The sequence below is a fragment of the Micromonospora chalcea genome (assembly GCF_028768405.1).
Classification (GTDB): Bacteria; Actinomycetota; Actinomycetes; order Mycobacteriales; family Micromonosporaceae; genus Micromonospora; species Micromonospora chalcea.
The window spans coordinates 3722656-3744663 of sequence record NZ_CP118233.1 but is presented as its reverse complement, the minus strand read 5'-3'; the positions used below and the strand labels follow the sequence as shown (position 1 = coordinate 3744663).

Sequence of the window (22008 nt, the reverse complement as noted above, 5' to 3'; positions counted from 1 at the left end):
CTCGCACCTGCCTGGGCTCGGGAGCGCTATCAGGTTGCGTGAATGTGTCTTACCTGTCAACAGTCCGCGCGGCGCCGATCGCGCGGCGCGCATCCGTGATGGCTCCCGGTCACCGCCGGGACCAGCGGGGACGGTCCGCCCGGCCGGCTGTGGGCCGCGTGCCAGGATGAACGTCATGGCAGCAGGTCCGGTGGCGTTCGTGCTCGGCGGCGGGGGAGTGCTCGGCGCGGTCGAGGTGGGGATGCTGCGCGCCCTGTTCCGCGCCCGGATCAAACCCGACCTGGTGCTGGGCACCTCGATCGGCGCGGTCAACGGCGCCCTGGTCGCCGCCGACCCGACCGAGGCGGTCACCGACCGGCTGGTCCGGCTCTGGGCGTCGCCCGAGGCCAGCGAGGTGTACGGCGACTCGGTCGCCCGCCAGCTGCGCCGGTTCGCCGCCCGTACCCACCTGCACTCGCCCCGGCCGCTGTACCGCCTGCTGGAGAGCACACTGGGCGAGGACACCACCTTCGCCGACCTGGCCGTGCCGTTCCGCTGCTGCGCCGCGAACATCGAGCGCGCCGCCGAGCACTGGTTCCACAGCGGGCCGCTGGTGCCGGCCGTGCTCGCCTCCGCCTCGGTGCCCGGGCTGCTGCCCCCGACCCAGATCGACGGCCAGCACTACATCGACGGCGGCGTGGTCAACTCGATCCCGGTCGGCGAGGCGGTGCTGCTCGGCGCGAAGCAGATCTTCGTGCTCCAGGTGGGCCGGATAGAGCGTGAGCTGAGCCCGCCGCGCCGCCCCTGGGAGATCGCCCAGGTGGCGTTCGAGATCGCCCGCCGGCACCGGTTCGCGCGGGAGATGGCGGCGCTGCCCGAGGACGTCGAGGTACACGTGCTGCCCACCGGCGGGCTGGAGCCGCGCGACGACAGCCCGTGGGCGTACCGGGACACCGCGGCGGTGGGCCGGCGGATCAGTCGCGCGTACACTGCCTCCCGCCGATACCTGGACACCGCGCTGGAGCGCTGATGCCGTTGCCGCCCCGCTGGCTCCGCCGGCTGGTGCTCGCGCCCGGAGTGGTGCTGCTCGCCTTCTTCGTGGTGACCACGCTGCCGGCCTGGGCGCTGCTCGCGCTCGCCGCGTCGCCGCTGGTGCCGGGACGGCTACGCCCGCTGCGGCTGCTCTGGTTCGGCACCGTCTACCTGGTCTGGGACGCCGCCGCGCTGCTCGCCCTCTTCCTGCTCTGGCTGGCCTCCGGCTTCGGCGTCTACAAGCGTGCGCCGGCCTTCCAGCGGGCCCACTACGTGCTCGCCGGATGGTTCCTGCGGGTGATGTTCTGGCAGGCCCGGTGGACGCTGCGGCTGAGCATCGACGTGGTCGGCACCGACCCGGACACCGCCCTGCCCGGCCGCCCCGAGCTGGTGGTCTGCCGGCACGCCGGGCCCGGTGACTCGTTCATCCTGATCCACGCGCTGGTGAACTGGTTCAACCGGGAACCCCGGATCGTGCTCAAGGAGACGCTCCAGTGGGATCCGGCCATCGACGTGCTGCTCAACCGGCTGCCCAACCGGTTCATCGCGGCCGGGCCGGACGGGCGCGACTCGGTGGTGCGGCAGATCGGGCACCTGGCCACCGGCCTGGACGACGACGACGCCTTCGTGATCTTCCCGGAGGGGGGCAACTTCACCCCGTCCCGGCGGCTTCGCGCGATCGACCGGCTCCGCGGGCTCGGGCTGGAGCGGATGGCGCGCCGCGCCGAGCGGATGCGGCACGTGCTCGCCCCGCAGCCCGGCGGGCTGCTCGCCGCGCTCGACGCCGCGCCGGACGCCGGAGTGATCTTCGTGGCGCACACCGGCCTGGACCAGATGCTCACCGTCGCCGACGTGTGGCGCGAACTGCCGATGGACAAGCGGATCGTGATGCGGTTCTGGTCGGTGCCGCCGGAGGAGATCCCGGCCGGCGAGCAGGAACGCATCGACTGGCTGTTCGACTGGTGGGCCCGCATCGACAGGTGGATCGCGGACAACCGCAACGGCACCGTCGACGCCTGATCCGATTCCCCGCGCCTGTTCGGCGCGCCGGCCGCGCGCCGCGTAAGGTGCGCTGGTGGAGCAGATCTGCGTGGTGACGACTGTGGTGGACGCCCGCGGGGTCGCGGACGTGCTGGCGGCCGCGGCGGTCGCCGGCCGGCTGGCGGCGTGCGCCCAGGTCGGCGGCCCGGTGGACAGCACCTACTGGTGGCAGTCGGCGATCCAGACCACCGCCGAGTGGCAGGTGCGGTTCAAGACCGCGCCGGACCGGGTGGACGCGCTGGTCGACCAGCTCCGCGCCAACCACCCGTACGAGGTGCCGGAGATCCTGGTCAGCCGGGAGGACAGCGGCAACCCCGGTTACACCGCCTGGGTGCGCGAGCAGACCCGGCCCTAGGTACTCCTACTCTGTCCGCCCGCCCCGCCGCCCGCGAAGCTGGCCGGGTGGAGAACACCGGCTACCCCTGCCCCGGTTGCGGCGCCCCGGCCGACCTCGTCGCCGGATGCCGCGGCTGCGGCCGTCCGCCCTACCCGCCCGCCGCCGAGGTGATCCGGCTGGACCGGGAGATCACCGAGCTGGCGCCGCGCGTCGAGGCGGCCCGGCTCGCGTACCACGATCTGTCCGGCCGCCTGTCCACGGCCCGGCAGCGGCGGTCGGCGCTGGCCGCCCGGATCCGTCAGGAGATCCCCGTGCCGGGCGCCGCCGGTCCCGCGCCGCTCCCGGCGCCGCCGCCGCGTCAAATCCCGCAGGCCCCCGCCCCGGTACGCCCCGGCGGCGCGGAAACCTCCGCCCGGGCGGTGCAGGGGCTGCTGTTCGTCCTGGGTGGACTGCTGCTCGGCACCGCCGCCGTGGTGTTCACCGCTGTCGCCTGGGCCACGTTCGGGGTGACCGGCCGGGCGCTGGTCCTGCTGGCGGTCACCGCGCTTGCTCTGGCCGCGCCGCTCGTCGCCCGGGCGCGCGGGCTGCGCGGCACCGCCGAGACGCTCGCCTCGGTGGCGTTGCTGCTGGTGGTCCTGGACGGGTACGCCGCCTGGTCGGTGGACCTGTTCGGGGTGACCGGCCTGCCCGGCAGCCGGTACGCGGCGCTGGTCGCTGCCGTCAGTACCGCGGTGGCGGCCGGATACGCGCTGGTCAGCCGGCTCACCGCACCCTGGTTCGCGGCGTGGCTGCTGGCGCAGCCGGTGCTGCCCCTGGCCGTGGCCGCGTTCCGGCCCACCGCCGCCGGCTGGGCGCTGGTGCTGACCGCCGTGGCGCTCGGCGACCTCGCGGTGGTGGTGGCGCTGCGCCGCCGTACCTCCGGCGACAGCGCCGCGTCGGCGGCCGGGCTGGTGCTGGGCTGGACCGGGCACGGCGTGGCGCTGGTCCTGGCGGCCGGCTGCGCGCTGGTGCCGCTGGCGGTCGGCCACGCGGCGGGCACGCCGCTGCTGGCCGGTGGCCCGCTGCTGCTGGTGGCGCTGGCAGCGGTCGCCGGCGCGGTCGCGGCCGCCGGCCGGTTCTGGCGCGCGACCACCACCGGACTGCTGGCGCCGGTGCTCGCGGGCGCGTTGATCCGGCCGGTCGCCGAGCTGCGTTCCGGGCTGCTGCTGATCGCCGCCGGCCTCGTGGTGGCGGCGCTCGCCGGTGCGGTCCGGGCGCTGCCCGCGCCGGTGCGGACCGGTCCGCTCGTGGGCGTGCTCGCGGTGGCCGCCGCGCTGGGCCAGGTCACTGTCGTGCTCACCGGCGTGGTCGGCGCGGCGACCGCGAGCGCCTCGTTCCCGGCCTGGCAGGGCGGGCGGGACGTGCCGGTCCCGTCCTGGGGCTGGCAACTCCCGGCGGCCCTGCTGCTGACCGCCGGCGCGGTCGCGCTGCTGACGCCCCGGGCCGGCCGGCCGCTGGTCGGTGTGATCGCCGCCGGGCTGGTCGCGCTCGCCGCGCCGGCCGTGACGGCCGTGCCGTGGCCGCTGGTGCTGGTGGTGGACCTCGGGGCGGCCGCCGCGCTGCTGCTGGCGGCGGTGGCCAGGCCGCGCCCGGGCCGGGTGGTCGTCCCGGTCGCCGCGTCGGCCGCCGCGGTGCTGTTCGGGCACGCGCTGCTGGTCGGCGTCGCCGCGCCCGGCGGGGCGGTGGCGGTGCTCGCCGTGACGGCGCTGCTCGGCGTGACGGTGGCCGGGCTGGGCCGGCGCGGGCTGGGCGCGCAGCCGGTCGTCGGCGGCGTCGCGCTCGCGGTGGCGCTGGTCGCCGTACCGGCGGCGGTGGCCGTCGCGCTGTTCGGCCTCGGCGCGCCGCCGTGGTGGCAACTGCGGGGTGCTGCCGCCGCCGTCGTGGTGCCGGTGGTCGTCGCCCTCGCCGTCCGTCGCCTGTGGACCGACCTGAGCGGGTACGCCTCGACCGGGCTCGCCGTGGCGCTCGCCGGGACCGGCCTGGTGCCGCTCGTCGCGCCGGGCGGGGAACCGGTGGCGCTCTACGCGGCGGCGGGGGTCCTGCTGGCGCTCGCCGCCGGGGGTGGCTCCCGGCCGGCGGCCGCCCCGCGCGCGGTCGGCGCCGCGCTGGCCGTGGTGGCGTTGCTGGCCACGGCGCGGACCGTGCTGCTGGTGCTCGCGAGCCTGCCGGTGCGGCCCGGGTCCGGGGTGCCCGCCGCCGCGGCGGCTTCCGCCGGGACCGCCCGCGCCGGGCTGGTGCTGCTGCTCCTGGGCGTCGCCGCCGGGGCGTACGCCGCGACGGGTCGCCGCGTCGCGTGGTGGGTCGCCGGGGCGCCGTTCGGCGCGGTGGCGCTGCCGGTGCTGGCCGAGGCGGCCGGCGCGCCCTGGCCGGTGGTGCCGGCGACGGCGTTCGGGATCGGGCTGGCCGCGTTGCTGACCGCCGCGCTGACCGGGGCGTACCGGGCGGTGCTCGTGCCGCTGGCCGTGGTGCTGGCCGTACCCGGGTTCGGTGGTCTGCTCGCCACCCGGGCCGGGACGCTCGCCGCGCTCGGTGTGCTGGTGGTGGCCGGGGCGGTGACCGGGGTGGCCGGACGGCCGGCGGTGGTCCGGATCGTGGGGTGGCTGGGCGCCGTCGCGGCGGCCACCGGGTTCGCCCTCGTCGCGTCGCTGACGGCCGGGCAGTCGCTGCGTACCGGGGCGTTCGCGGTCCTGGCCGTCGCGGCCGTGACGCTGCACGCGGCGCCGCTGCTGCGCGTGGTCCGGTCCGGCGGTCCGGGCGGCGTCGGGCGGGCCGGCACGTGGGCGCTGGAGGCGGCGGCGCAGGCGGTGGCGCTGCTCGCGCTGCTGCTCACCGGCGGCTCGTTGCGGCACGCGGCGGCGGTCTGCGTGCTGTGGGGCGTGGCCGTCGCGGTCCGGGTGCTGCGCCGGAGCGAGTCGCCGGGCGGGCGTCGCGTGCTGGCCGCGGTGGCCGCCGGCAGCGAACTGGTCGGTGGGTGGCTGGTGCTGGCCGCGCGCGGGGTGGTCGTGCTGGAGGCGTACACGCTGCCGGCGGCGGCGCTCGCCCTGGGCGCCGGGCTGCTGGCGCTGCGACGCCGGCCCGGGCTGACCAGCTGGCTGACGTTCGGTCCGGCGCTCGGCGCGGCGTTCCTGCCGAGCCTCGTGTCGGTGCTCGTCTCCGGTGAGCCGCAGCCGTGGCGGCGGCTCGCGCTCGGCGCGGCGGCGGTGGCGGTGGTGCTGGGCGGGGCGGCCCGGCGCTGGCAGGCGCCGGTGGTGCTGGGCGCGGCCACGCTGGTGCCGCTGGCGCTGCACGAGCTGGCCCGGGGCTGGGACCTGCTGCCCCGCTGGCTCTTCCTGGGCGTGGGCGGGCTGCTGCTGATCGGGCTGGCCGCCACCTACGAGCGGCGCCGGCGTGATCTGGTCCGGCTGCGCGAGGCCGTGGCCCGGCTCGGCTGACCCGAGCGGCGAGCCCTCTCACCGACTGTGGTGAGAGGGCTTCGCTGCGCCGGTGCGCCTCACCTGATCGGCGAGCCGCCGTCGACCGGGATGGTGTGGCCGTGGATGAACGACGCGTCGTCGCTGGCGAGGAAGCAGACCGCGCGGGCGATCTCGTGCGGTTCGCCGTACCGGCCGGCGGGCGCCTGCATGGTCAGGTCGTAGAACGGGAAGTCGCTGGTGATCTCCGCGCCCTCGAAGGCGGCGGTCTTGATCACGCCGGGGCCGATGCCCACAGCGCGGATGCCCTGGTGGCCGTAGTCGTAGGCGATCTGCTTGGTGAGCCCGATGACGCCGTGCTTGGCGGTGGTGTACTCCGCGCCGACCTCGCTGGCGACCAGGCCGGACGCCGACGACACGTTGATCACGACACCCTTGCCGCGCTCCAGCATGTGCGGCAACGTGGCCTTTGTGGCGAGGAAGACGCCCTTCAGGTCGACCTCCATGACGCGGTCCCACTGCTTGTTCTCGATCTCCAGCAGTGGCACGTACGCGCCGAACACGCCGGCGTTGTTCACCAGCACGTCGATGCGCCCGTACGCGTCGAGCGCGGCGCTCACCATGGCGCGTACCGAGTCTTCGTCGGTGACGTCGGCCGCCACCGCCACCGCGTCGCCGCCGGCTTCCTTGACGCGGGTGACAGTCGCCTCGGCGCGTTCCAGGGAGAGGTCGGAGACGACGACCTTCGCGCCTTCGGCGGCCAGCTCGACGCACATGGACATGCCGAGTCCGGAGCCGACCTGGTCGGGGCTGAAGCCGCCGCCCGTCACGAGCACCACCTTGTCTGTCAATCCACGCACCGTGATGTCTCCCGTCTGTCGATGACCGTGCGTCCGGCACGGCTGACCGTTCGGATGAACTGTACTCATCTTTACGTACAGATTAGCTGGTCAGAGGGGGTGCGCCCACCGATGCGTGGGCTTGCTGCGGTGTGACGAAGATCGTTTGCCCGGGTCCGGCCCGGCGGGGTAGGGACAGCACCACCTTCGAGCCGGGGGTCTGCGGGATTACCCACGGCGACGATCGTCGCCAGAATCGGTGACGGAGAGTCGCGTACGAGAGCGTGGCTCGCGCATCGGGGGGCGACATGACTTCTTCCACGTCGACGGAACCCGCGGCACGGCGGGGCAGCGACTACGCGCGGCTGTCCCGCCGCATCGCCGAGGCGGGACTGTTCGAGCGGCGGCCCGGCCGGTACGCGCTGCGGATCGCGCTCACGCTCGGCGCGTTCCTGGCCGGCTGGGCCGTGGTGGCGCTCGTCGGTGACTCGTGGTGGCAGGTGCCGCTGGCAGTGGTGATGGCGGTGGCCACCACGCAGGTGGCGTTCCTCGGCCACGACGCCGGGCACCGGCAGATGTTCCGGCGGCGCGGGCCCAGCGAGGCGGCCGGGCTGGTCGCCGGCAACCTCGCCGTCGGGCTCAGCTACGGCTGGTGGGTCGACAAGCACAACCGCCACCACGCCAACCCGAACCACACCGACGAGGACCCGGACGTCGGCGCGGGCGCGCTGGTGTGGACGTACGAGCAGGCGAGCGCCACGCGCGGCCTGGGCCGGTGGATGGCCCGCCACCAGGCGTGGCTGTTCTTCCCGCTGCTGCTGCTGGAAGGGCTGGCGCTGCACGTGGCGAGCGTGCGGGCGCTCGTCGACCGCGAACCGGACGGGCGGTGGCGGGTGCCGATGCGGCACCGCGCGGTGGAGGCGCTGCTGCTCGCCGCCCACGCCGCCGGCTACCTCGGTCTGCTGTTCGCGGTCATGTCCCCGGCCAAGGCGCTGGTGTTCGCGGCCGTGCACCAGGGGCTGTGGGGCCTCTACATGGGCTGCTCGTTCGCCCCGAACCACAAGGGCATGCCGATGCCCACCGACGAGGACGGCCTCGACTACCTGCGTAAGCAGGTGCTCACCTCGCGCAACGTACGCGGTGGCCGGCTCGTCGACCTGGCGCTGGGCGGGCTCAACTACCAGATCGAGCACCACCTGTTCCCGAACATGCCCCGCGCCAACCTGCGCCGGGCCCGGCCGCTGGTGATGGCGTACTGCGCGGAGCAGGGCGTCCCGTACGCGGAGACCGGGCTGATCGAGTCGTACCGGCAGGCGCTGGCGCACCTGCACGACGTGGGCCGCCCGCTGCGCGCGGGCTGACCCGGCCGGCTGCCGGTAGGGTCGTCGCTTGGTGGAGGGCGCGCCACGGTGGTGGCGCGCGGCACGGCGGGGCGTACCACCCCGGCCGCGTCACGGGACGACATCGTGCGGAGCTGCGGCATGAGATTCGAGATCAGCAAGGTGCTCGACGCCATCGAGGGACGGGTCTGCACCGATCCGTCGCTGGCCCGGGCCGTGGTCGACCTGGCCGAGGTCATCCGCTGGCAGAACCTGGACGGCGGTCGGCCGGCCAGCCTGCTGCGCCTTGGCATGGTCATCGACGCGCTGTCCCGGCAGATCGGTGAGGACAGCGTCCCGGTCTACGCGATCGTGCACCGGGCGCTGCTGTCCGACGCCGACCTGACCTCCAACGAGCGGATGGTGGTCCGCCGCTGGGCCGACGACGGCCTGGTGGAGGTGCTCGACCAGCCCGGTGACCGGATGCTGGAGGTGGCCGACCTGCTCGGCCTGCCGGTGCTCACCCGGGCCCGGCTGGACGGGCTGGTGGGCCGGTACCCGTGGCTCGGGCAGGCCGGGCGCGTGCTCGCCCCGGTGCCCGGCGCCGGTGGGCCGGTGTTCATCGCGCACGTCGGCGGCGGCCAGGACCCGGCCACCGGCAGCCGCTCACCGGCCGGCGTCAAGTTGCTCTCCCGGCAGTGGCGCTGCCCCGAACCGGGCTGCGCGCTGTTCGGCGGCGGCGGGGGCGGCGGCGCGTTCGCCGACCTGGCCGCCGTGGACCGGGCGCCGGCCGAGCAGCCGCCGCCCACGCTGCGCACCGGCGCCCCGACCTGCCCCCGGCACGGCGCGCGGCTCTCCGACGCCGGTCCGCGCCCGCGTACCGAGGTGCTCGCGGTGCGCATCGGCGGGCTGGTGCGCAAGCGGTTCGCGCTCACCGAGACCGAGCCGGTGCAGGTCGGCCGGGCGCCGGAGGGGCCGGGCGCGGTGACGCTGGGCCAGTGGCTCAACGACGAGGCCCGGCGCTGGATCAGCCGCAGCCACATCCGGCTGGAGCTGCGCGTGGGCGAGGTGGTGGTCACCGACACCAGCACCAACGGCTCCGGCGTACGCCCGGGTGGCTCGATGGCGGAGAACGAGCGGATCGCGCTGGCGCCGCAGCAGTCCCGGGTGCTCGCCGAGGGGGACCTGATCGAGCTGTACCCGGGCGTGCAGGTGGGCCGCGCCGCCAAGATGAGCAGCGACGCCACGTACACCCCGAACTCGGTGATGGCCGAGGCGCCGACGATGGCGATGCGGCTGCCACGTCAGTGACCCGCACGCGAAGGCGCCGGGACCGTCGCGGTCCCGGCGCCTTCTCGCGTACGGCCTCAGCCGGCCAGCACGGCGGCGAGCTGCGCCACCGCGTGGTCGATCTCCTCTTCGGTGATCACCAGCGGCGGGGCGAGCCGGATGGTCGAACCGTGCGTGTCCTTGGCGAGCACACCCCGCTCCATCAGCAGCTCGCACGCCTGCCGGCCGGTCATCAGCGCCGGGTCGATGTCCAGTCCGGCCCACAGGCCGCGACCGCGTACCGCCACCAGGCCCTTGCCGATCAGGCCGCGCAGGCCGGCGTGCAGCCGCTCGCCCAGCTCGGCCGAGCGGCGCTGGAACTCGCCGGTCGCCAGCAGCCGGACCACCTCGGTCGCGACCGCGCAGGCAAGCGGGTTGCCGCCGAACGTCGAGCCGTGCTGGCCCGGCTGGAGCACGCCCAGCACGTCGCGGTTCGCGGCCACCGCCGACACCGGCACGATGCCGCCGCCGAGCGCCTTGCCGAGCAGGTACATGTCCGGCTCGACGCCCTCGTGCTCGCAGGCGAACGTCGCGCCGGTACGCCCCAGGCCCGACTGGATCTCGTCGGCGACGAACAGCACGTTGCGCTCGGTGCAGACCCGGCGCACACCCGGCAGGTAACCCTCCGGCGGCACCACGACGCCCTGCTCACCCTGGATCGGCTCCAGCAGCACGGCCACCGTGTTCTCGTCGATCGCCTCGGTCAGCGCGGCCAGGTCGCCGTAGGGGACCACGGTGAAACCCGGGGTGTACGGCCCGAAGTCGGCGCGCGCGTCGGAGTCGGTGGAGAAGCTGACGATGGTGGTCGTACGGCCGTGGAAGTTGCCCTCCGCCACCACGATGTTGGCCTGGCCCGGCGTGACGCCCTTGACCTGGTAGCCCCACTTGCGGGCCACCTTGATGCCGGTCTCCACCGCCTCGGCGCCGGTGTTCATCGGCAGCACCAGGTCCTTGCCGCAGAGCGCGGCCAGCTCGCGGCAGAAGTCGGCGAACTGGTCGTGGATGAACGCGCGGCTGGTCAGCGTGAGCCGGTCGAGCTGCGCGTGCGCGGCCTCGATCAGCTTCGGGTGCCGGTGGCCGAAGTTCAGCGCCGAGTATCCCGCCAGGCAGTCCAGGTAGCGGCGGCCGTCCACGTCGGTCAGCCAGGCGCCCTCGGCCGACGAGATCACCACGGGCAGCGGGTGGTAGTTGTGCGCCGTGTGACGCTCCGCGTCCCGGACCGCGGACGGAGTCCGCAGCATGTCGTCGATGATCACTTGCTCGCCTTTCCCTGACGGAGTCGCAACGTGCAGCACTTCGGTCCGCCGCCGGCCTTGCGCAGCTCGGACAGGTCGATCCCGATGGTCTCGTAGCCCCGGTCGCGCAGCTTCGCGGCCAAGTCGGTGGCCTGCGCGGGCAGCACCACGTGCCGGCCGTCGCTCACCGCGTTCAGGCCCAGCACCTCGGCGTCGGCCATGGTGGCGTGGATCGCGTCCGGGAACAGCCGGCGCAGCACCGCCCGGCTGCCAGGGGAGAACGCCTCCGGCAGGTACGCCACGGTGCGCTCGTCGAGCACGGTGAGCGCGGTGTCCAGGTGGTAGAAGCGGGGATCCACCAGCTGCATGGTGACCACCGGGTAGCCGAAGACCTCCTGGAGCTGCGCGTGCGAGGCGTGCGCGGTGCGGAACCCGGTGCCGGCGAGCAGGTGGTCACCGGCCAGCAGGATGTCGCCCTCGCCCTCGTTGACGTGCTTCGGGTCGTACATCTCGAAGCCGGCGGCCTCGAACCAGGCCCGGTACGCGGGCGCCTCGTCCGCGCGCTGCGGGTCGCGGAATTGCACCGCCATGGCCTTGCCGTCGATCACGGTGCCGCCGTTCGCGGCGAAGACCATGTCCGGCAGGCCGGCGACCGGCTCGATCAGGTCGACCTCGTGGCCCAGGTCGAGGTACGTGCGCCGAAGCTGCTCCCACTGCCGGATCGCCAGGTCGGCGTCGACCGGGGCGGTCGGGTCCATCCACGGGTTGATCGCGTAGTCGACGGCGAAGTACGTCGGCCGGCACATCAGAAAGCGCTGGCGGATGGCGTCCATCGTCATGTCGTGCTCCCAGGGTCGGGCGCGCCCGGCCACCGTCGGCCCACGGGCTGGCGCCGTGGTCCAACGTTATGCGGCCCGGGTAGACGACATCCACCGCGAGAAGTTGCGTTGAGCAGCGAATCGTTGCGTTGAGCCACTGGGCGGCGAACGATCGTTGCGTCGACGCCGGACACACTTCGGGGGCGGCGAACCGCCGCCCCCGAAAGAGGTGTTGCCCGGCCGGTGAACCACCGGAGCTGATCAGGCTGCCGACGCCCTGCGTCGGCGATCGGGACAGTGCCCGTCAGAACCAGTTGGCAAACTGTGAGTCGAGCCACTCGCGGAAGCGGCCCGCCCAGTCGCCGTCGGTGGTCGGCCAGTCGAACTGGCCGGTCATCGCCACGATGCCGAGCACCACCGCGGCCAGGCCGACGGCGATGCCGATCAGCGCGTCGGTCTTGCCCGCCACGTGCCGGCGACGGGTGGCGATCAGGCCCAGCACGGCCAGCACCGCGCCGGCCGCGCCGACGCCGATGCCGTACCCGGCGAGCGTGCCGGAGAGCACGAACAGCGCCCCGACCACGGAGACGATCAGGCCGAGCGTGGCGAGCAGGCTGGCCCGGGGACGCTTCGTGGTGTACGGCTCCGGCCGGTCCACCCGACCGTCGCCGTCGGTGTCCGTACCGTCGGGGCGGCCGTCCCGGTCGAGGTCGGCGCGGCCGTCGCGGTCCAGGTCGGTGGTGCGCTCGGCGACGGGCGCCGCGCCGGCGGTCCGCGCGTCGGTCACCGGAACGGTCCGCGTGTCGGCGTCGACCCGGCGGCCGGTGACCGCACGCGCCGCCGCGCCCCGGTCCGCGGCCCGCCGCCGTGCCTCCGCCTCCCGCTCGTCGTCGGCCGCCACGGTCCGGCGGCCGATCGTCGTGGTCGCCGTCCGGCCGTCGGTGGTGGCGTCGAGGTCGCGTGCGTCCCGGTCGGTCGCCGCGTCCCGGGCGCGCTCGTCGTCGGTGGCGGTGGCGGCGCTGCGGTACGTGGTCCGCTCCTCGTCGCGGTCGGTGACCACCGGCCGGTCGGCCGGCTGCTCGGAGGTCCGGTCGCGTTCGTCGACGACACCGTCGCCGTTGGTATCGGTACTGGTCGCCGGAGCGTTCCGGCGGGACAGGATCTTCACTGTGGCACCTCCTGATCCAGGCGCGGAGGCCGCGCATGACATGCAGGAAGTACCCAGGGGTGCCGAAATCGACACCCCCGGGCTCGCTCCGCACGCTCAGGCGTGCCGTCCGGTCACGCCACCGTGCGTGACCACTGCTGGTTGGTGCCCGAACCGCAGGTGTACTGCTGGACGTCCGCGCCGTCGCCGGTGCCGGCGTTGACGACGTCCAGGCACTTGCCGCTGTGCCGGGCCCGCAACTGGAACCAGCCGTCGCGCGCGGCCCACTGCCACTGCTGGTTGGCGCCGCTGCCGCAGGTGTACTGGATGATGTTGGCGCCGTCGGCGGTGCTCGCGCTGGCGACGTCGAGACACTTGCCGCTCGCGGCGTTGACGAGGCGGAACCATCCGCCGCCGGCGTCCTGGAACTCCCACCTCTGGTTCCCGCCGCCGTTCCAGCTCCACTGCTTGACCTCGGCGTTGTTCGCCGTGGAGCCGTTGATCACGTCCAGCACCCGGCCGCTGTGCCGGGCGGTGACGCGGTAGTAGGCGGGCGAGTTGCCGGTGACGGTGCCCGCCGCCGCGTCGATGGTGACCGACGGGTACCAGGTCAGGCTCATGCTGGTGGCGGTCGGAAAGGCGATCGGCAGCCACACGTACTGGGAGTCGTTGGCCGGGCCGCCCCACGCTCCGGCCCACCTGTCACCCAGATAGAGGTAGCTGGTGCCGGACGTGCCCTGGATCGGCAGCACGAACGCCGGCTGCGAGTTGAACGTGGTGCCGTTGCCCACGTCGGTCCAGCCGCTCCACGGTCCCGAGATGCTCGACGCGGTGGCGTACCGGGCCTGGTTCGGGCTCCACCCCGTCGCCCCCGACGTCAGCAGGAAGTAGGTGCTGCCCCGCTTGAACATCGCCGGCGCCTCGCGGTGCGCGCCGTCCCAGAAGTTGCCCACCAGGGTGGCCACGTTGAGGTAGTCCGACGTGAGCCGGTAGATGTTCAGGTCGTAGTTGTCGTCGGCGGCCGAGATCATGTACGCGGTGCCGTTGTCGTTGTAGAGCGTGATGTCCCGGGACATGTGCTGCCCGAGCGGCCGGAAACTGCCGTGATAGGTGTAGTTGCCGTCCACAGTGGCCGAGGAGGCGACAGCCGCCCGGGCCTCGTTGTAGTCGGACCCGTTCTCCTTGTGCATCCACATCACGAACCGGCCGGTGGCGGCGTTGTAGATGACCTTCGGCCGTTCGATGTTGGCGACCCGCAGCTCGGCCGCCGACGACTGGGTGAGAACGTTGTTGCGGAACTCCCAGGTGCGCAGGTCCGTCGAGCGGTAGACGGAGACCGCCAGGAACGTGTTGTCCGGGTTGCGGTTCTCGCCGAACCAGTAGTAGTAGTCGCCGACCTTGAGCACGCCGCCGCCGTGGGCGTGCACCACGGCGCCGCTCGTGTCGGTGAACTGGGTGCCGTTGGTGACTGTCACCGGCGCCGCCAGCGCGCCCGCCGCCGGTCCCAGCACCGCCGCCGCGAGAGCCACCGCGAGCGCCACCACGACCGCGCCGTACCGTGTCGTCCCTCGCACGGCTGTCACCTGCCACACTTCGGCGTGATGGTGCCGGGCGTCGCGCCGGCCGCCACGAGCAGGCCGAACGTCGTCGAGCCACCCGGCGGCAGCGTCCCGTTCCAGGAGGCGTTGCGGACCGCGACGTCCTGGCCGGTGCCCTCCGCCACCCCACCCCAGACCGACTGGATGCGCTCGTCACCCGACCAGCGCCAGGAGACGAGCCAGTCCGGTGCCGGCTCGGCGCCGTCGTTGCGGACGGTGACCGTGGCGACGAAGCCACCGCCCCAGCCGGCGTCGATCGTGGCCGTCGCGGAGCAGGTTCCCGACGTCCGGGCCGGCCCGCCGATCACGTACGGGTCCCGTGTGCCGTGGGTGTCGCCGAACCGGAACCAGTAGTCGGTGTCGGGGGCCAGGCCGGTGACTGTCACCTTTCCCTGGCGCTCCGGCCCCGTGACGGCTTCGGCCACCGGGTTGCGCCACGCGGTGGCGTCCTCGCGGCTGGTGAAGAGGCTGACGAGGAGCGGCGGGTCGTAGCCGCAGGGCGGGCTGAGCACCATCCAGTAGGTGATGGTGACGCTGGTCGCGGTGGCCCCGGTCACCTGGCCGGTGACCGGCAGCGCCGGCGGGCAGGCGAAGGTGGGCGTGGGAGTGGGCGTCGCCGTGGCGGCGGCCGTCATCGCCGTGGTGGCGGAGGGACGGCCGGCGTCCGCCGAGGCGGTCAGGCCGGTCAGGGCGAGGGTGGCGGCCAGTGCCGCGCCGAGCGTACGGAGCATGTGTCTCTCCCGAGCTGGGGGCGCCGGGGGCGGTCGGCGCCGGAGTGGTGGTGGACCGCGATGTCGCCGCCGTAGCGGCACGGCGGAGCGCCGGAGACGACTGCCCGGCACCGGGGTGGCACATCACCCCGCGCTTGTCCCTCCGGCGAGATCGAGCGGCTCGCACTGGCTCCCGAGCGCTACCGCCGCCAGTCTTTCAGTCGACGAACATCGATTCAACGTCGTCTCAGGACCCGACGTCGCCGGCCATCCGATCCGCTGGCTACGCTTGGTCGTTGTGCCAGAGGGACACACCATCCACCGCCTCGCCGCCCGGCACGCCGAGCTGTTCGCGGGCGACAAGGTGCACGCAGACAGCCCGCAGGGCCGCTTCGCCGAGGGCGCGGCCCGCCTCAGCGGCACCGTCCTGGACGGCACCGAGGCGTACGGCAAGCACCTGCTGCACCACTACGCCGGCGAGCTGACGCTGCACGTACACCTGGGTCTGTACGGGAAGTTCGCCGACGGGCCCGGGGAACCGCCGTCCCCGGTCGGGCAGGTGCGGCTGCGCCTGCACAGCGACCGGAACTGGCTGGAGCTGCGCGGCCCGACCGCCTGCGAACTGCTGACCCCGCCCGAGGTGACGGCGCTGCGCGACCGGCTCGGGCCGGACCCGCTGCGCGCCGACGCCGACCCCGACCGGGCGTACGCGCGGATCCGCCGCAGCCCCACCCCGCTCGCCGCGCTGCTGCTGGACCAGTCGGTGGTGGCCGGCACCGGCCTGATCTTCGTGACCGAGGCGTTGTTCCGGGCCGGCCGGCCGCCGCTGCTGCCCGGCCGCGACCTGAGCGCGGCCGGCTGGGCCGAACTCTGGACGGACCTGGTGACGCTGATGACCCGCGCGGTCGAGCGGGGTCGAATCGACACGGTGCGCGACGCCGACCTGCCCGAGGTCACCGGCCGCGCGCCGCGCGTCGACCGGCACGGCGGCGAGGTGTACGTCTACCGCCGCCCCGGCGCGCCCTGCCACGTCTGCGGCACCGAGGTGAGCCGGGGCACGCTGGCCGGACGCAACCTGTACTGGTGCCCCACCTGCCAGGCGGGCTGACTCACATCTCGTCGAGCAGCCAGCGGGCCGCCTCGACATTGCCGGGGAAGACCTGGTCGCCGCCGATGCACCAGGCCACCGTCTGGCCGATCGCCCAGCCGCGTACCCGCTCCCGGTCCAGGCCCAGCTCGGCGCTGAGACGGTCGAGCCGGTGCCGGACCGCCGCGGGGGAGTGGCCCAGCTCGGCGCCGCGCACCAGCGGCACCACCGCGAACTCCCGCTCGCCGACCAGCGGCTTCGGGTCGATCACCAGCCACGGATCGCGTCCCGCCGCCAGGATGTTGCCGGCGTGCAGGTCCTGGTTGACCAGCACCTGCTCACCCTGGCTCGGCGCCAGGTCGGCGAGCAGCCCGAGCGCGGCGTCCAGCAGCCGCCGCTCGTACGGGCGGTTGGCCCGCTGCCAGTTGCCCGGCATCCGCTCCGCCCAGCCGGCCGCCTCCTCGGCGAGCGAAGTGAACGGCGGTCCGGCCGGCACCCCGAGGCGGGGCAGCAGCTCGACCGCCACGTCGAGCGCGGCGTCGGGCGGCAGGCCGTACAGCGGGGTGCCGGGGTCGCAGCGCTCGACGAGCAGCGCGCGCCGGCCCGGATCGTGGGCGAGCAGCCGGATCGCGCCCCGGCCGTCCCAGTGCGCCAACGCGGTGGCCTCGTGACGGCTGTCGTCGTCCGGGTACTGCAGCTTCAGCACCGCCCGCGTCCCGTCGGGCAGCGTCGCGGGCAGCGCCAGCGACGCGAACGCGTACCCGAACGGCGGCCCGACCGTCAGCTCCCACCGTGCGACGCACGTGGCGAGCCGGTCCGGCAGCTCCGCGAGCCAGGCCCGCCCGGCCTCCGTCCGCTCGACCCAGCGCAGGCTCTCAGGAATGTCACACCGCATCCGGTCATCCTGGCCGAGCGAGGCGACCGGCCGTGCACCGCGGCGTCCTCGACGCGCACGCCGACGAAGTGACGCTCATGGCCGTCCCGGCCCTCGCCGAGCGGCCTGACGAAGACGAGATGGATCAACCGGACGGTGCTCATCTGCCCGAGATCACCGCCGACGCCGGTCCCACCCTTGACGCAGCCACGCCTCCCACCAGCTCGCCGAGGTGGCGGCATCATCACCCTTGATCAACACCAGCTCGCCGAGGTGGTGGTGTCGCAGAGCCGTTGATGCCACCACCTCGGCGACCTGGTGTTGATCAAGCTGGGCCGCGGCTGTCGGCCTGCGGGCACCACTCGGTACCGGTGTTGACCAAGGAGTTCGCGTCACCGGAGCATCAGGAATCCGCCCCAAACTCCTTGATCAACTGGCAGGTGTGCAGGGTTCCGGTGCGGGGTTCCGGTGCGGGGTGCGGGGTGCGGGGTGCGGGGTGCGGCGTGCGGGCAGGGGTGGGGTGCTGGCCGTGCCGCGCTGGCTGAGTCGATGCCGAGATCCTTCGCTAGCTTGCGGACCGGCGGCGGTGGGACTCGGCGCCGGGGAGCCGGGCCGGGGAAGTCGTCATGCCCGGCCTTCCGCCTGTCCGGCCTACCGCCCGCCCGGGACGGTCGCATTCCCGGGCTTCCGCCTGTCCGGCTTACCGCCCGCCCGGGACGGTCGCATGCCCGGGCTTCCGCCTGTCCGGCCTTCCGCCCGCCGGGATGGGTCCTTTGTCCGGCCTTCCGCCCGTCCGGGACGGGTCGTTCTGCCCGGCCTACCGGCCGTTGGTCTACCGCCCGTCCGGGGTTGAGATCGGCCGGCGGCGGCGGGCCAGCAGCATCAGGCCGGCGCCGACGATCAGGAGAGCCCCGCCGCCAGCCACCAGCGGCGCGGTGGCGGGACCGGTGATCGGAAGCCCTCCGGTGCCTCCGCCTCCGACGGTGCCACCGCCTCCGCCGCCGCCCGGCGAGGGCTCGCCGCCGGGTGTCGACACGCGTACGGTGACCACCTCGGACACGCCGACCAGCGCCGGCTCCCCGTTCGGGACGACCACGCGGTAGCGAAACGTGCCGGGTGTCTTCGGCGCGATGGTGATGCGGTACGCGCCGCGGTCGCCGTTCGTCAGGTCGGCGGCCACCTTCCGCCACGTCCTGCCCTGGAGCTGCTGGAGTTCGATGTCCAAGCTGCCGTCGGGCTTGACCACGCCGGTGATGGTGACTGTGGTGCCGGGCCTGACGGTGGTGCGGTTCGCTTTCGCCGTGACTGTCGGCCTCACCCGGGGATGGTCAGCCGCGACGACGATGTAGCGCGGCGAGATCTCCGAGGGGGACGGACGGATGATGCCGACGCACTTGAGGTAGTTGTCGCCCTTCGGATAGGTCCGGGAGAACGTCCCGTCGGCCTTGGTGGTGCCGTTGGGCTCGCTCAGGTATTCGACGCAGACGTTGTCGCTGCCGAAGAAGATCGGCTGGTTGCCGATGCCCTCGCCGGTGTCCTCGTAGTAGAACCGTCCCGCCACGGTCAGCGGACCGTCACCGACCAGTGGGTCCGGGGTGAAACGCATGGTGACCGCGGGCCGGTGGGTGCCGGTGACCTTCAGCCTGGTGTTCGCCGAGGCGGACGGGTCGACGTCGAGCCGGTTCCAGGCGGCGTCCGTAGCCACCAGGTGGTTGACCTCCCAGGTGCCGTTCCAGGTCGACGGCACGTGGATCGTCGCGCTCCAGGTGCCGTCCTGCGGGGTGCCGGCGGTGAGCGACAACTCGGCACCGTCGGTGCGGTCCGTGCCGACGAGGCGCAGACCGACGTAAGGCAGGGAGCCGCCGTCCATCTCGGAGGCCTCGACGACGCCGGTGTCGTCGGTCAGGTGCGCGCTCACCGTCACCGGCACCAGGTCGAGGCCCGAGACGGAGACCGCGTCGGGTGAGACCGTGACGTCCACCAGCACCGGTGGCGTCCGATCCGCCGCAGCCGCCTGGGAAGGCGTGGCGGTGGCGGAAGGCGTGGCGGCTGCGGGAGGCCCGGCGACGAGGACGCCGCCGGGCAGCAGGAGGAGTGCCGTCGCAACCACGCGCCACACTCGCATGTCGGTGCCCCTTCCGAGGTCGACCGGTAACGGAGAGTTCTCCTGTCGGTACCGTACTCCGTCGATGTGTTGCTGGCTGCCCCGTCGGCCTGTCGATTCACCGGGACGGTCGGCCGAGGACCCCGGCCGACCCGCCCTCCGACCCGCCCGGCGGCTCAGCGCAGCCGGCGGATGTCCCCGTACGCCCGGTAGAAGCCGCCCCGGCCGGACTCGCGGACCTCGGTGACCAGGAAGCGCGCGCCCGGCTCGCGGATGCCCTTGGGGAACTGCACCGGCCAGTCCCGCCGGTAGCCGTCGGCCAGAACGTGGACGCGCAGCCGGCCGCCCTGCTCGACGCACTGCACCAGCACGCCGTCGCGGTCGTCGGTGGTCACCTCGACGGACGTCCAGGCGGCCGGCTCGGGCAGCCGGGCCGGCGCCTTCACGTCGACCACGTCCGGCACGCTGCCCGCCTCGGCCGCCCGGATCGCCGCCTCGCTCGCGTCGATGCAGGCCAGGTGGCCGCTCGTGGTGACCACGTAGAGCCGGTTGTCGTGGTACTGCATCGAGTACGCCGAGCCGCAGCCGGTGCCCAGCTTCCACAGCCGGTTGCCGGCCTGGTCGAAGCAGTAGATCGAGGACGTGCTGTCGCCCGCGAACACGTACCGGCCGCCCTCGGCGGTGGCGCAGGAGAAGACCGCGGCGTCACAGCGGTACGTCTGCTCGGCCCGCCCGTCCTTGCGCAGGCGGACCACCTCGCGGGTGCCGGTGCCGGCGAACACGGCGTCCCGTTCCTGCCAGCCGAACAGGACCGCCCCCGTGCCGGTGTGCCACAGTTCCCGCCCGGTACGCCAGTCGTAGCCGGTGACCCCCTGCGAGTGGCCGTGGTAGATCGCGTCGGCGTCGCAGCGCACCATCCACGCGGACCGGCCGCGCCCCGGCCGGCGCCAGAGGAACTCGTCCTCGTGGTCGATCGCCGAGATGCCGCCGTCGCGATCGGACACGCCCAGCACGCCGTCGTGGATGTCCAGCCAGTAGATGTCGATCTCGGGCGCGATCGCGTACGCCGCGCGCGGCACCTTGCCGGACAGGTCGTAGACGTTGCCGTCGTCGCAGCCGGCGTAGACCCAGGCGTCGTCGGCGACGATGCACTTCACCCCGTCGGGGAGCCGGACCTGGTTGACCAGCCGGGCGTCGTGGTCGAGCGTGGTGATCACGCCGTGCTCGTTGCCGACCATGCAGTGCCGGTCGTCGACGAAGATGCCGAAGGCGGGCGCGCCCGAGGCGTACCGCCAGAGGACCGGCGCGGTGCGGGCGGTGGAGCGGGTGCTGACGATCTGCCGGCGCGAGACCGTGCGCTTCTGGCGTACGCCGCGCACCGCCGGGGCGTACCCCTTGCGGACCTTCTCGCCGATCTTCTTCGCGGCGGCGGCGCGAGCGCGGGCGTTGTCCGGGAAGGTGCTCGTCTTCACCTGGCCCTGGTCGCCGATGCGCCCGTAGCGCACGGTCATCGCGGTGTCGTCGACCACCACCTCGTAGAACTTGTGCGCTCCACCGTCCACTTCGGACAGTTCGAGGTAGGTCGTCTCCTGTGACATGGGGGTTTACCTCCGAGGGGAAGTGCCGGACCGGCAACGCGCACACGCTAACGCCGGGCACCGACAAACCCGGGTCTCGGTGTTAAGAAGGGGCCCTTCCTCTACCGGAGGCGTTAATAGGGGGCCCTTCCTTACACAGCGGCGGCGAGGGCGTCGACGGCCTTGCGGGCGGCGATCAGCACCGGGTCCCACACCGGGGCGTACGGCGGCGCGTAACCCAGGTCGAGCGCTGTCATCTCGTCCACCGTCATGCCGTTCCACAGCGCCACGGCGAGCGCGTCGATCCGCTTGGCCGCCTCGGACCAGCCGACGATCTGCGCCCCGAGCAGCCGCCCGCTGGGCCGCTCGGCGATCAGCTTGACCGTCATCGGACGCGAGCCGGGGTAGTAGCCGGCCCGGTTCGTCGACTGGGCCAGCACCGTGACGAACTCGAAGCCGGCGTCCAGCGCGTCCCGCTCGCGCAGCCCGGTGCGGCCCACCTCCAGCTCGCAGACCTTGGTGACGGCGGTGCCGATCACGCCGGGGAAGGTGGCGTAGCCGCCGCCGATGTTGATGCCGGCGACGCGGCCCTGCTTGTTGGCGTGCGTGCCGAGCGGGATGTGTACCGGCATGCCGCTGACCCGGTGCAGCGACTCCACGCAGTCGCCCGCCGCCCAGACACCGGGCACGCCGGGCACCCGCATCCGGCGGTCGGTCCGCACCGCGCCGGAGGGACCGATCGGCAGGCCGGCGGCCTCGGCGAGCGCGGTGTTGGGGCGTACCCCGAGACCCAGGACCACGACGTCGGCCGGGACCGGTCCCTCGTCGGTGACCACGGCGGAGATCCGGCCGTCCCGCTCCTCCAGCCCGGTGACGGTGAGGCCGGTGCGGACGCCGATGCCGGTGGCGCGCATCGCGTCGGCCACCAGCTCGCCCATGTCCGGGTCGACGGTCGACATGGGTTGGTCGGCCTGCTCCACCAGTTGGACGGAGAGCCCGCGCTGCACGAGCGCCTCGGCCATCTCCACGCCGACGTAGCCGCCGCCGACCACCACCGCGCGCCGGGGCCGGGGCTCGCGTTCCAGCCAGTCGATCAGCGCCGCGCCGTCGCCCAGCGTCTGCACGCCGAACACGCCCGACACGTCGTCGCGCGCCCAGTCCGGCTGCACCGGGGACGCGCCGGTGGCGTACACCAGGGTGTCGAAACCGGCGCGGACCTCGCCGCCGCCGTCCAGGTCCCGCGCGATCACCTCGCGGCGGTCCAGGTCGACAGCGGTGACCTCGTGCCGGGTGCGGACGTCGATGCCGAAGTCGTCGCGGAAGGTCTGCGGATCGCGGCTGATCAGCTCGTCCCGCTCCTCGACCAGGCCGCTCACCCAGTAGGGGATGCCGCAGGCCGAGTAGGAGGTGAAGTGCCCCCGCTCGAACGCGACGATCTCCAGGTCGGACCGGTCGCGGCGGCGGCGACGCGCCTGCGACGCCGCCGACATGCCGGCGGCGTCGCCGCCGATGACGATCATGCGCTCCGCCACG

General features: G+C 74.0%; 17 protein-coding genes. 7 read left to right on the top strand and 10 right to left on the bottom strand.

Going from position 1 to position 22008, the window contains the following annotated elements; genetic code table 11:
- Positions 1-175 precede the first annotated feature (175 nt).
- From PVK74_RS16270 to PVK74_RS16255, 4 genes are read left to right on the top strand one after another with little or no spacing between them, the layout of a single operon-like run.
- Positions 176-1009: a patatin-like phospholipase family protein gene (locus PVK74_RS16270; RefSeq protein ID WP_043328558.1), complete on the top strand. Its 834-nt coding sequence runs from the start codon at positions 176-178 to the stop codon at positions 1007-1009.
- Positions 1009-2031 (top strand): 1-acyl-sn-glycerol-3-phosphate acyltransferase, encoded by a 1023-nt coding sequence (locus PVK74_RS16265; protein WP_064447864.1) that lies wholly within the window; start codon positions 1009-1011, stop codon positions 2029-2031. The genes PVK74_RS16270 and PVK74_RS16265 overlap by 1 nt, the downstream gene beginning before the upstream one ends.
- Positions 2032-2086: 55 nt before the next feature.
- The gene (cutA, locus tag PVK74_RS16260) at positions 2087-2407 is read left to right on the top strand and encodes a divalent-cation tolerance protein CutA (RefSeq protein WP_030503202.1); all 321 of its coding nucleotides are present in this window, start codon (positions 2087-2089) and stop codon (positions 2405-2407) included.
- 47 nt (positions 2408-2454) lie between these two features.
- Positions 2455-5859: an SCO7613 C-terminal domain-containing membrane protein gene (locus PVK74_RS16255; protein WP_069087370.1), complete on the top strand. Its 3405-nt coding sequence runs from the start codon at positions 2455-2457 to the stop codon at positions 5857-5859.
- A gap of 59 nt (positions 5860-5918) precedes the next feature.
- Here the strand turns inward: PVK74_RS16255 and PVK74_RS16250 are convergent, their stop codons facing one another.
- Positions 5919-6698: an SDR family NAD(P)-dependent oxidoreductase gene (locus tag PVK74_RS16250; RefSeq protein ID WP_082931086.1), complete on the bottom strand. Its 780-nt coding sequence runs from the start codon at positions 6696-6698 to the stop codon at positions 5919-5921.
- A gap of 287 nt (positions 6699-6985) precedes the next feature.
- On the opposite strand from PVK74_RS16250, the gene PVK74_RS16245 reads away from it, so the two are divergent.
- Complete coding sequence (locus tag PVK74_RS16245) at positions 6986-8038, top strand: fatty acid desaturase family protein (protein WP_210873059.1); 1053 nt, start codon at positions 6986-6988, stop codon at positions 8036-8038.
- A 120-nt stretch (positions 8039-8158) separates the two neighbouring features.
- Entirely contained in the window at positions 8159-9307 is a 1149-nt protein-coding gene (locus PVK74_RS16240) for an FHA domain-containing protein (protein WP_064447934.1), read from the top strand.
- A 56-nt stretch (positions 9308-9363) separates the two neighbouring features.
- On the opposite strand, the gene rocD is transcribed toward PVK74_RS16240, so the two are convergent.
- The 5 genes from rocD to PVK74_RS16215 all read right to left on the bottom strand — a co-directional run bounded on the left by rocD (position 9364) and on the right by PVK74_RS16215 (position 14854).
- On the bottom strand, positions 9364-10578 hold the full coding sequence (rocD, locus tag PVK74_RS16235) for an ornithine--oxo-acid transaminase (RefSeq protein WP_176722746.1): 1215 nt from the start codon (positions 10576-10578) through the stop codon (positions 9364-9366).
- Positions 10578-11393, bottom strand: coding sequence for a dimethylargininase (gene ddaH / locus PVK74_RS16230; RefSeq protein ID WP_181373781.1), 816 nt, complete (start codon positions 11391-11393; stop codon positions 10578-10580). Before ddaH ends, rocD begins: the two co-directional genes overlap by 1 nt.
- A 289-nt stretch (positions 11394-11682) precedes the next feature.
- The gene (locus tag PVK74_RS16225; RefSeq protein WP_210869522.1) at positions 11683-12546 is read right to left on the bottom strand and encodes a DMT family transporter; all 864 of its coding nucleotides are present in this window, start codon (positions 12544-12546) and stop codon (positions 11683-11685) included.
- A gap of 113 nt (positions 12547-12659) precedes the next feature.
- On the bottom strand, positions 12660-14099 hold the full coding sequence (locus PVK74_RS16220) for an RICIN domain-containing protein (protein ID WP_274476725.1): 1440 nt from the start codon (positions 14097-14099) through the stop codon (positions 12660-12662).
- Positions 14100-14104: 5 nt separating this feature from the next.
- The gene (locus PVK74_RS16215; RefSeq protein ID WP_274476723.1) at positions 14105-14854 is read right to left on the bottom strand and encodes a cellulose binding domain-containing protein; all 750 of its coding nucleotides are present in this window, start codon (positions 14852-14854) and stop codon (positions 14105-14107) included.
- Positions 14855-15131: 277 nt separating this feature from the next.
- Here PVK74_RS16215 and PVK74_RS16210 point away from each other — a divergent pair, with 277 nt between their 5' ends.
- Positions 15132-15941: an Fpg/Nei family DNA glycosylase gene (locus PVK74_RS16210; protein ID WP_166457180.1), complete on the top strand. Its 810-nt coding sequence runs from the start codon at positions 15132-15134 to the stop codon at positions 15939-15941.
- 1 nt (position 15942) lies between these two features.
- Here PVK74_RS16210 and PVK74_RS16205 read toward each other — a convergent pair whose 3' ends face one another.
- The 4 genes from PVK74_RS16205 to PVK74_RS16190 all read right to left on the bottom strand — a co-directional run bounded on the left by PVK74_RS16205 (position 15943) and on the right by PVK74_RS16190 (position 22007).
- A complete protein-coding gene (locus PVK74_RS16205; RefSeq protein ID WP_274476722.1) occupies positions 15943-16815 on the bottom strand; it encodes an aminoglycoside phosphotransferase family protein in 873 nt (290 codons plus the stop codon).
- Between the two features lie 811 nt (positions 16816-17626).
- Complete coding sequence (locus PVK74_RS16200) at positions 17627-18919, bottom strand: hypothetical protein (protein ID WP_274476721.1); 1293 nt, start codon at positions 18917-18919, stop codon at positions 17627-17629.
- Between the two features lie 155 nt (positions 18920-19074).
- Entirely contained in the window at positions 19075-20496 is a 1422-nt protein-coding gene (locus PVK74_RS16195) for a WGR domain-containing protein (protein ID WP_274476720.1), read from the bottom strand.
- Between the two features lie 131 nt (positions 20497-20627).
- Positions 20628-22007 (bottom strand): FAD-dependent oxidoreductase, encoded by a 1380-nt coding sequence (locus PVK74_RS16190; RefSeq protein WP_274476718.1) that lies wholly within the window; start codon positions 22005-22007, stop codon positions 20628-20630.
- Between the last annotated feature and the right edge of the window lies 1 nt (position 22008).

Bases quoted from the DNA above. Each gene is read 5' to 3' on its own strand.
- PVK74_RS16270 (WP_043328558.1), top strand. From the start codon at position 176: ATGGCAGCAGGTCCGGTGGCGTTCGTGCTCGGCGGCGGGGGAGTGCTC.
- PVK74_RS16265 (WP_064447864.1), top strand. From the start codon at position 1,009: ATGCCGTTGCCGCCCCGCTGGCTCCGCCGGCTGGTGCTCGCGCCCGGA.
- PVK74_RS16245 (WP_210873059.1), top strand. From the start codon at position 6,986: ATGACTTCTTCCACGTCGACGGAACCCGCGGCACGGCGGGGCAGCGAC.
- PVK74_RS16240 (WP_064447934.1), top strand. From the start codon at position 8,159: ATGAGATTCGAGATCAGCAAGGTGCTCGACGCCATCGAGGGACGGGTC.
- ddaH (WP_181373781.1), bottom strand. From the start codon at position 11,393: ATGGACGCCATCCGCCAGCGCTTTCTGATGTGCCGGCCGACGTACTTC.
- PVK74_RS16215 (WP_274476723.1), bottom strand. From the start codon at position 14,854: ATGCTCCGTACGCTCGGCGCGGCACTGGCCGCCACCCTCGCCCTGACC.
- PVK74_RS16205 (WP_274476722.1), bottom strand. From the start codon at position 16,815: ATGCGGTGTGACATTCCTGAGAGCCTGCGCTGGGTCGAGCGGACGGAG.
- PVK74_RS16200 (WP_274476721.1), bottom strand. From the start codon at position 18,919: ATGCGAGTGTGGCGCGTGGTTGCGACGGCACTCCTCCTGCTGCCCGGC.
- PVK74_RS16195 (WP_274476720.1), bottom strand. From the start codon at position 20,496: ATGTCACAGGAGACGACCTACCTCGAACTGTCCGAAGTGGACGGTGGA.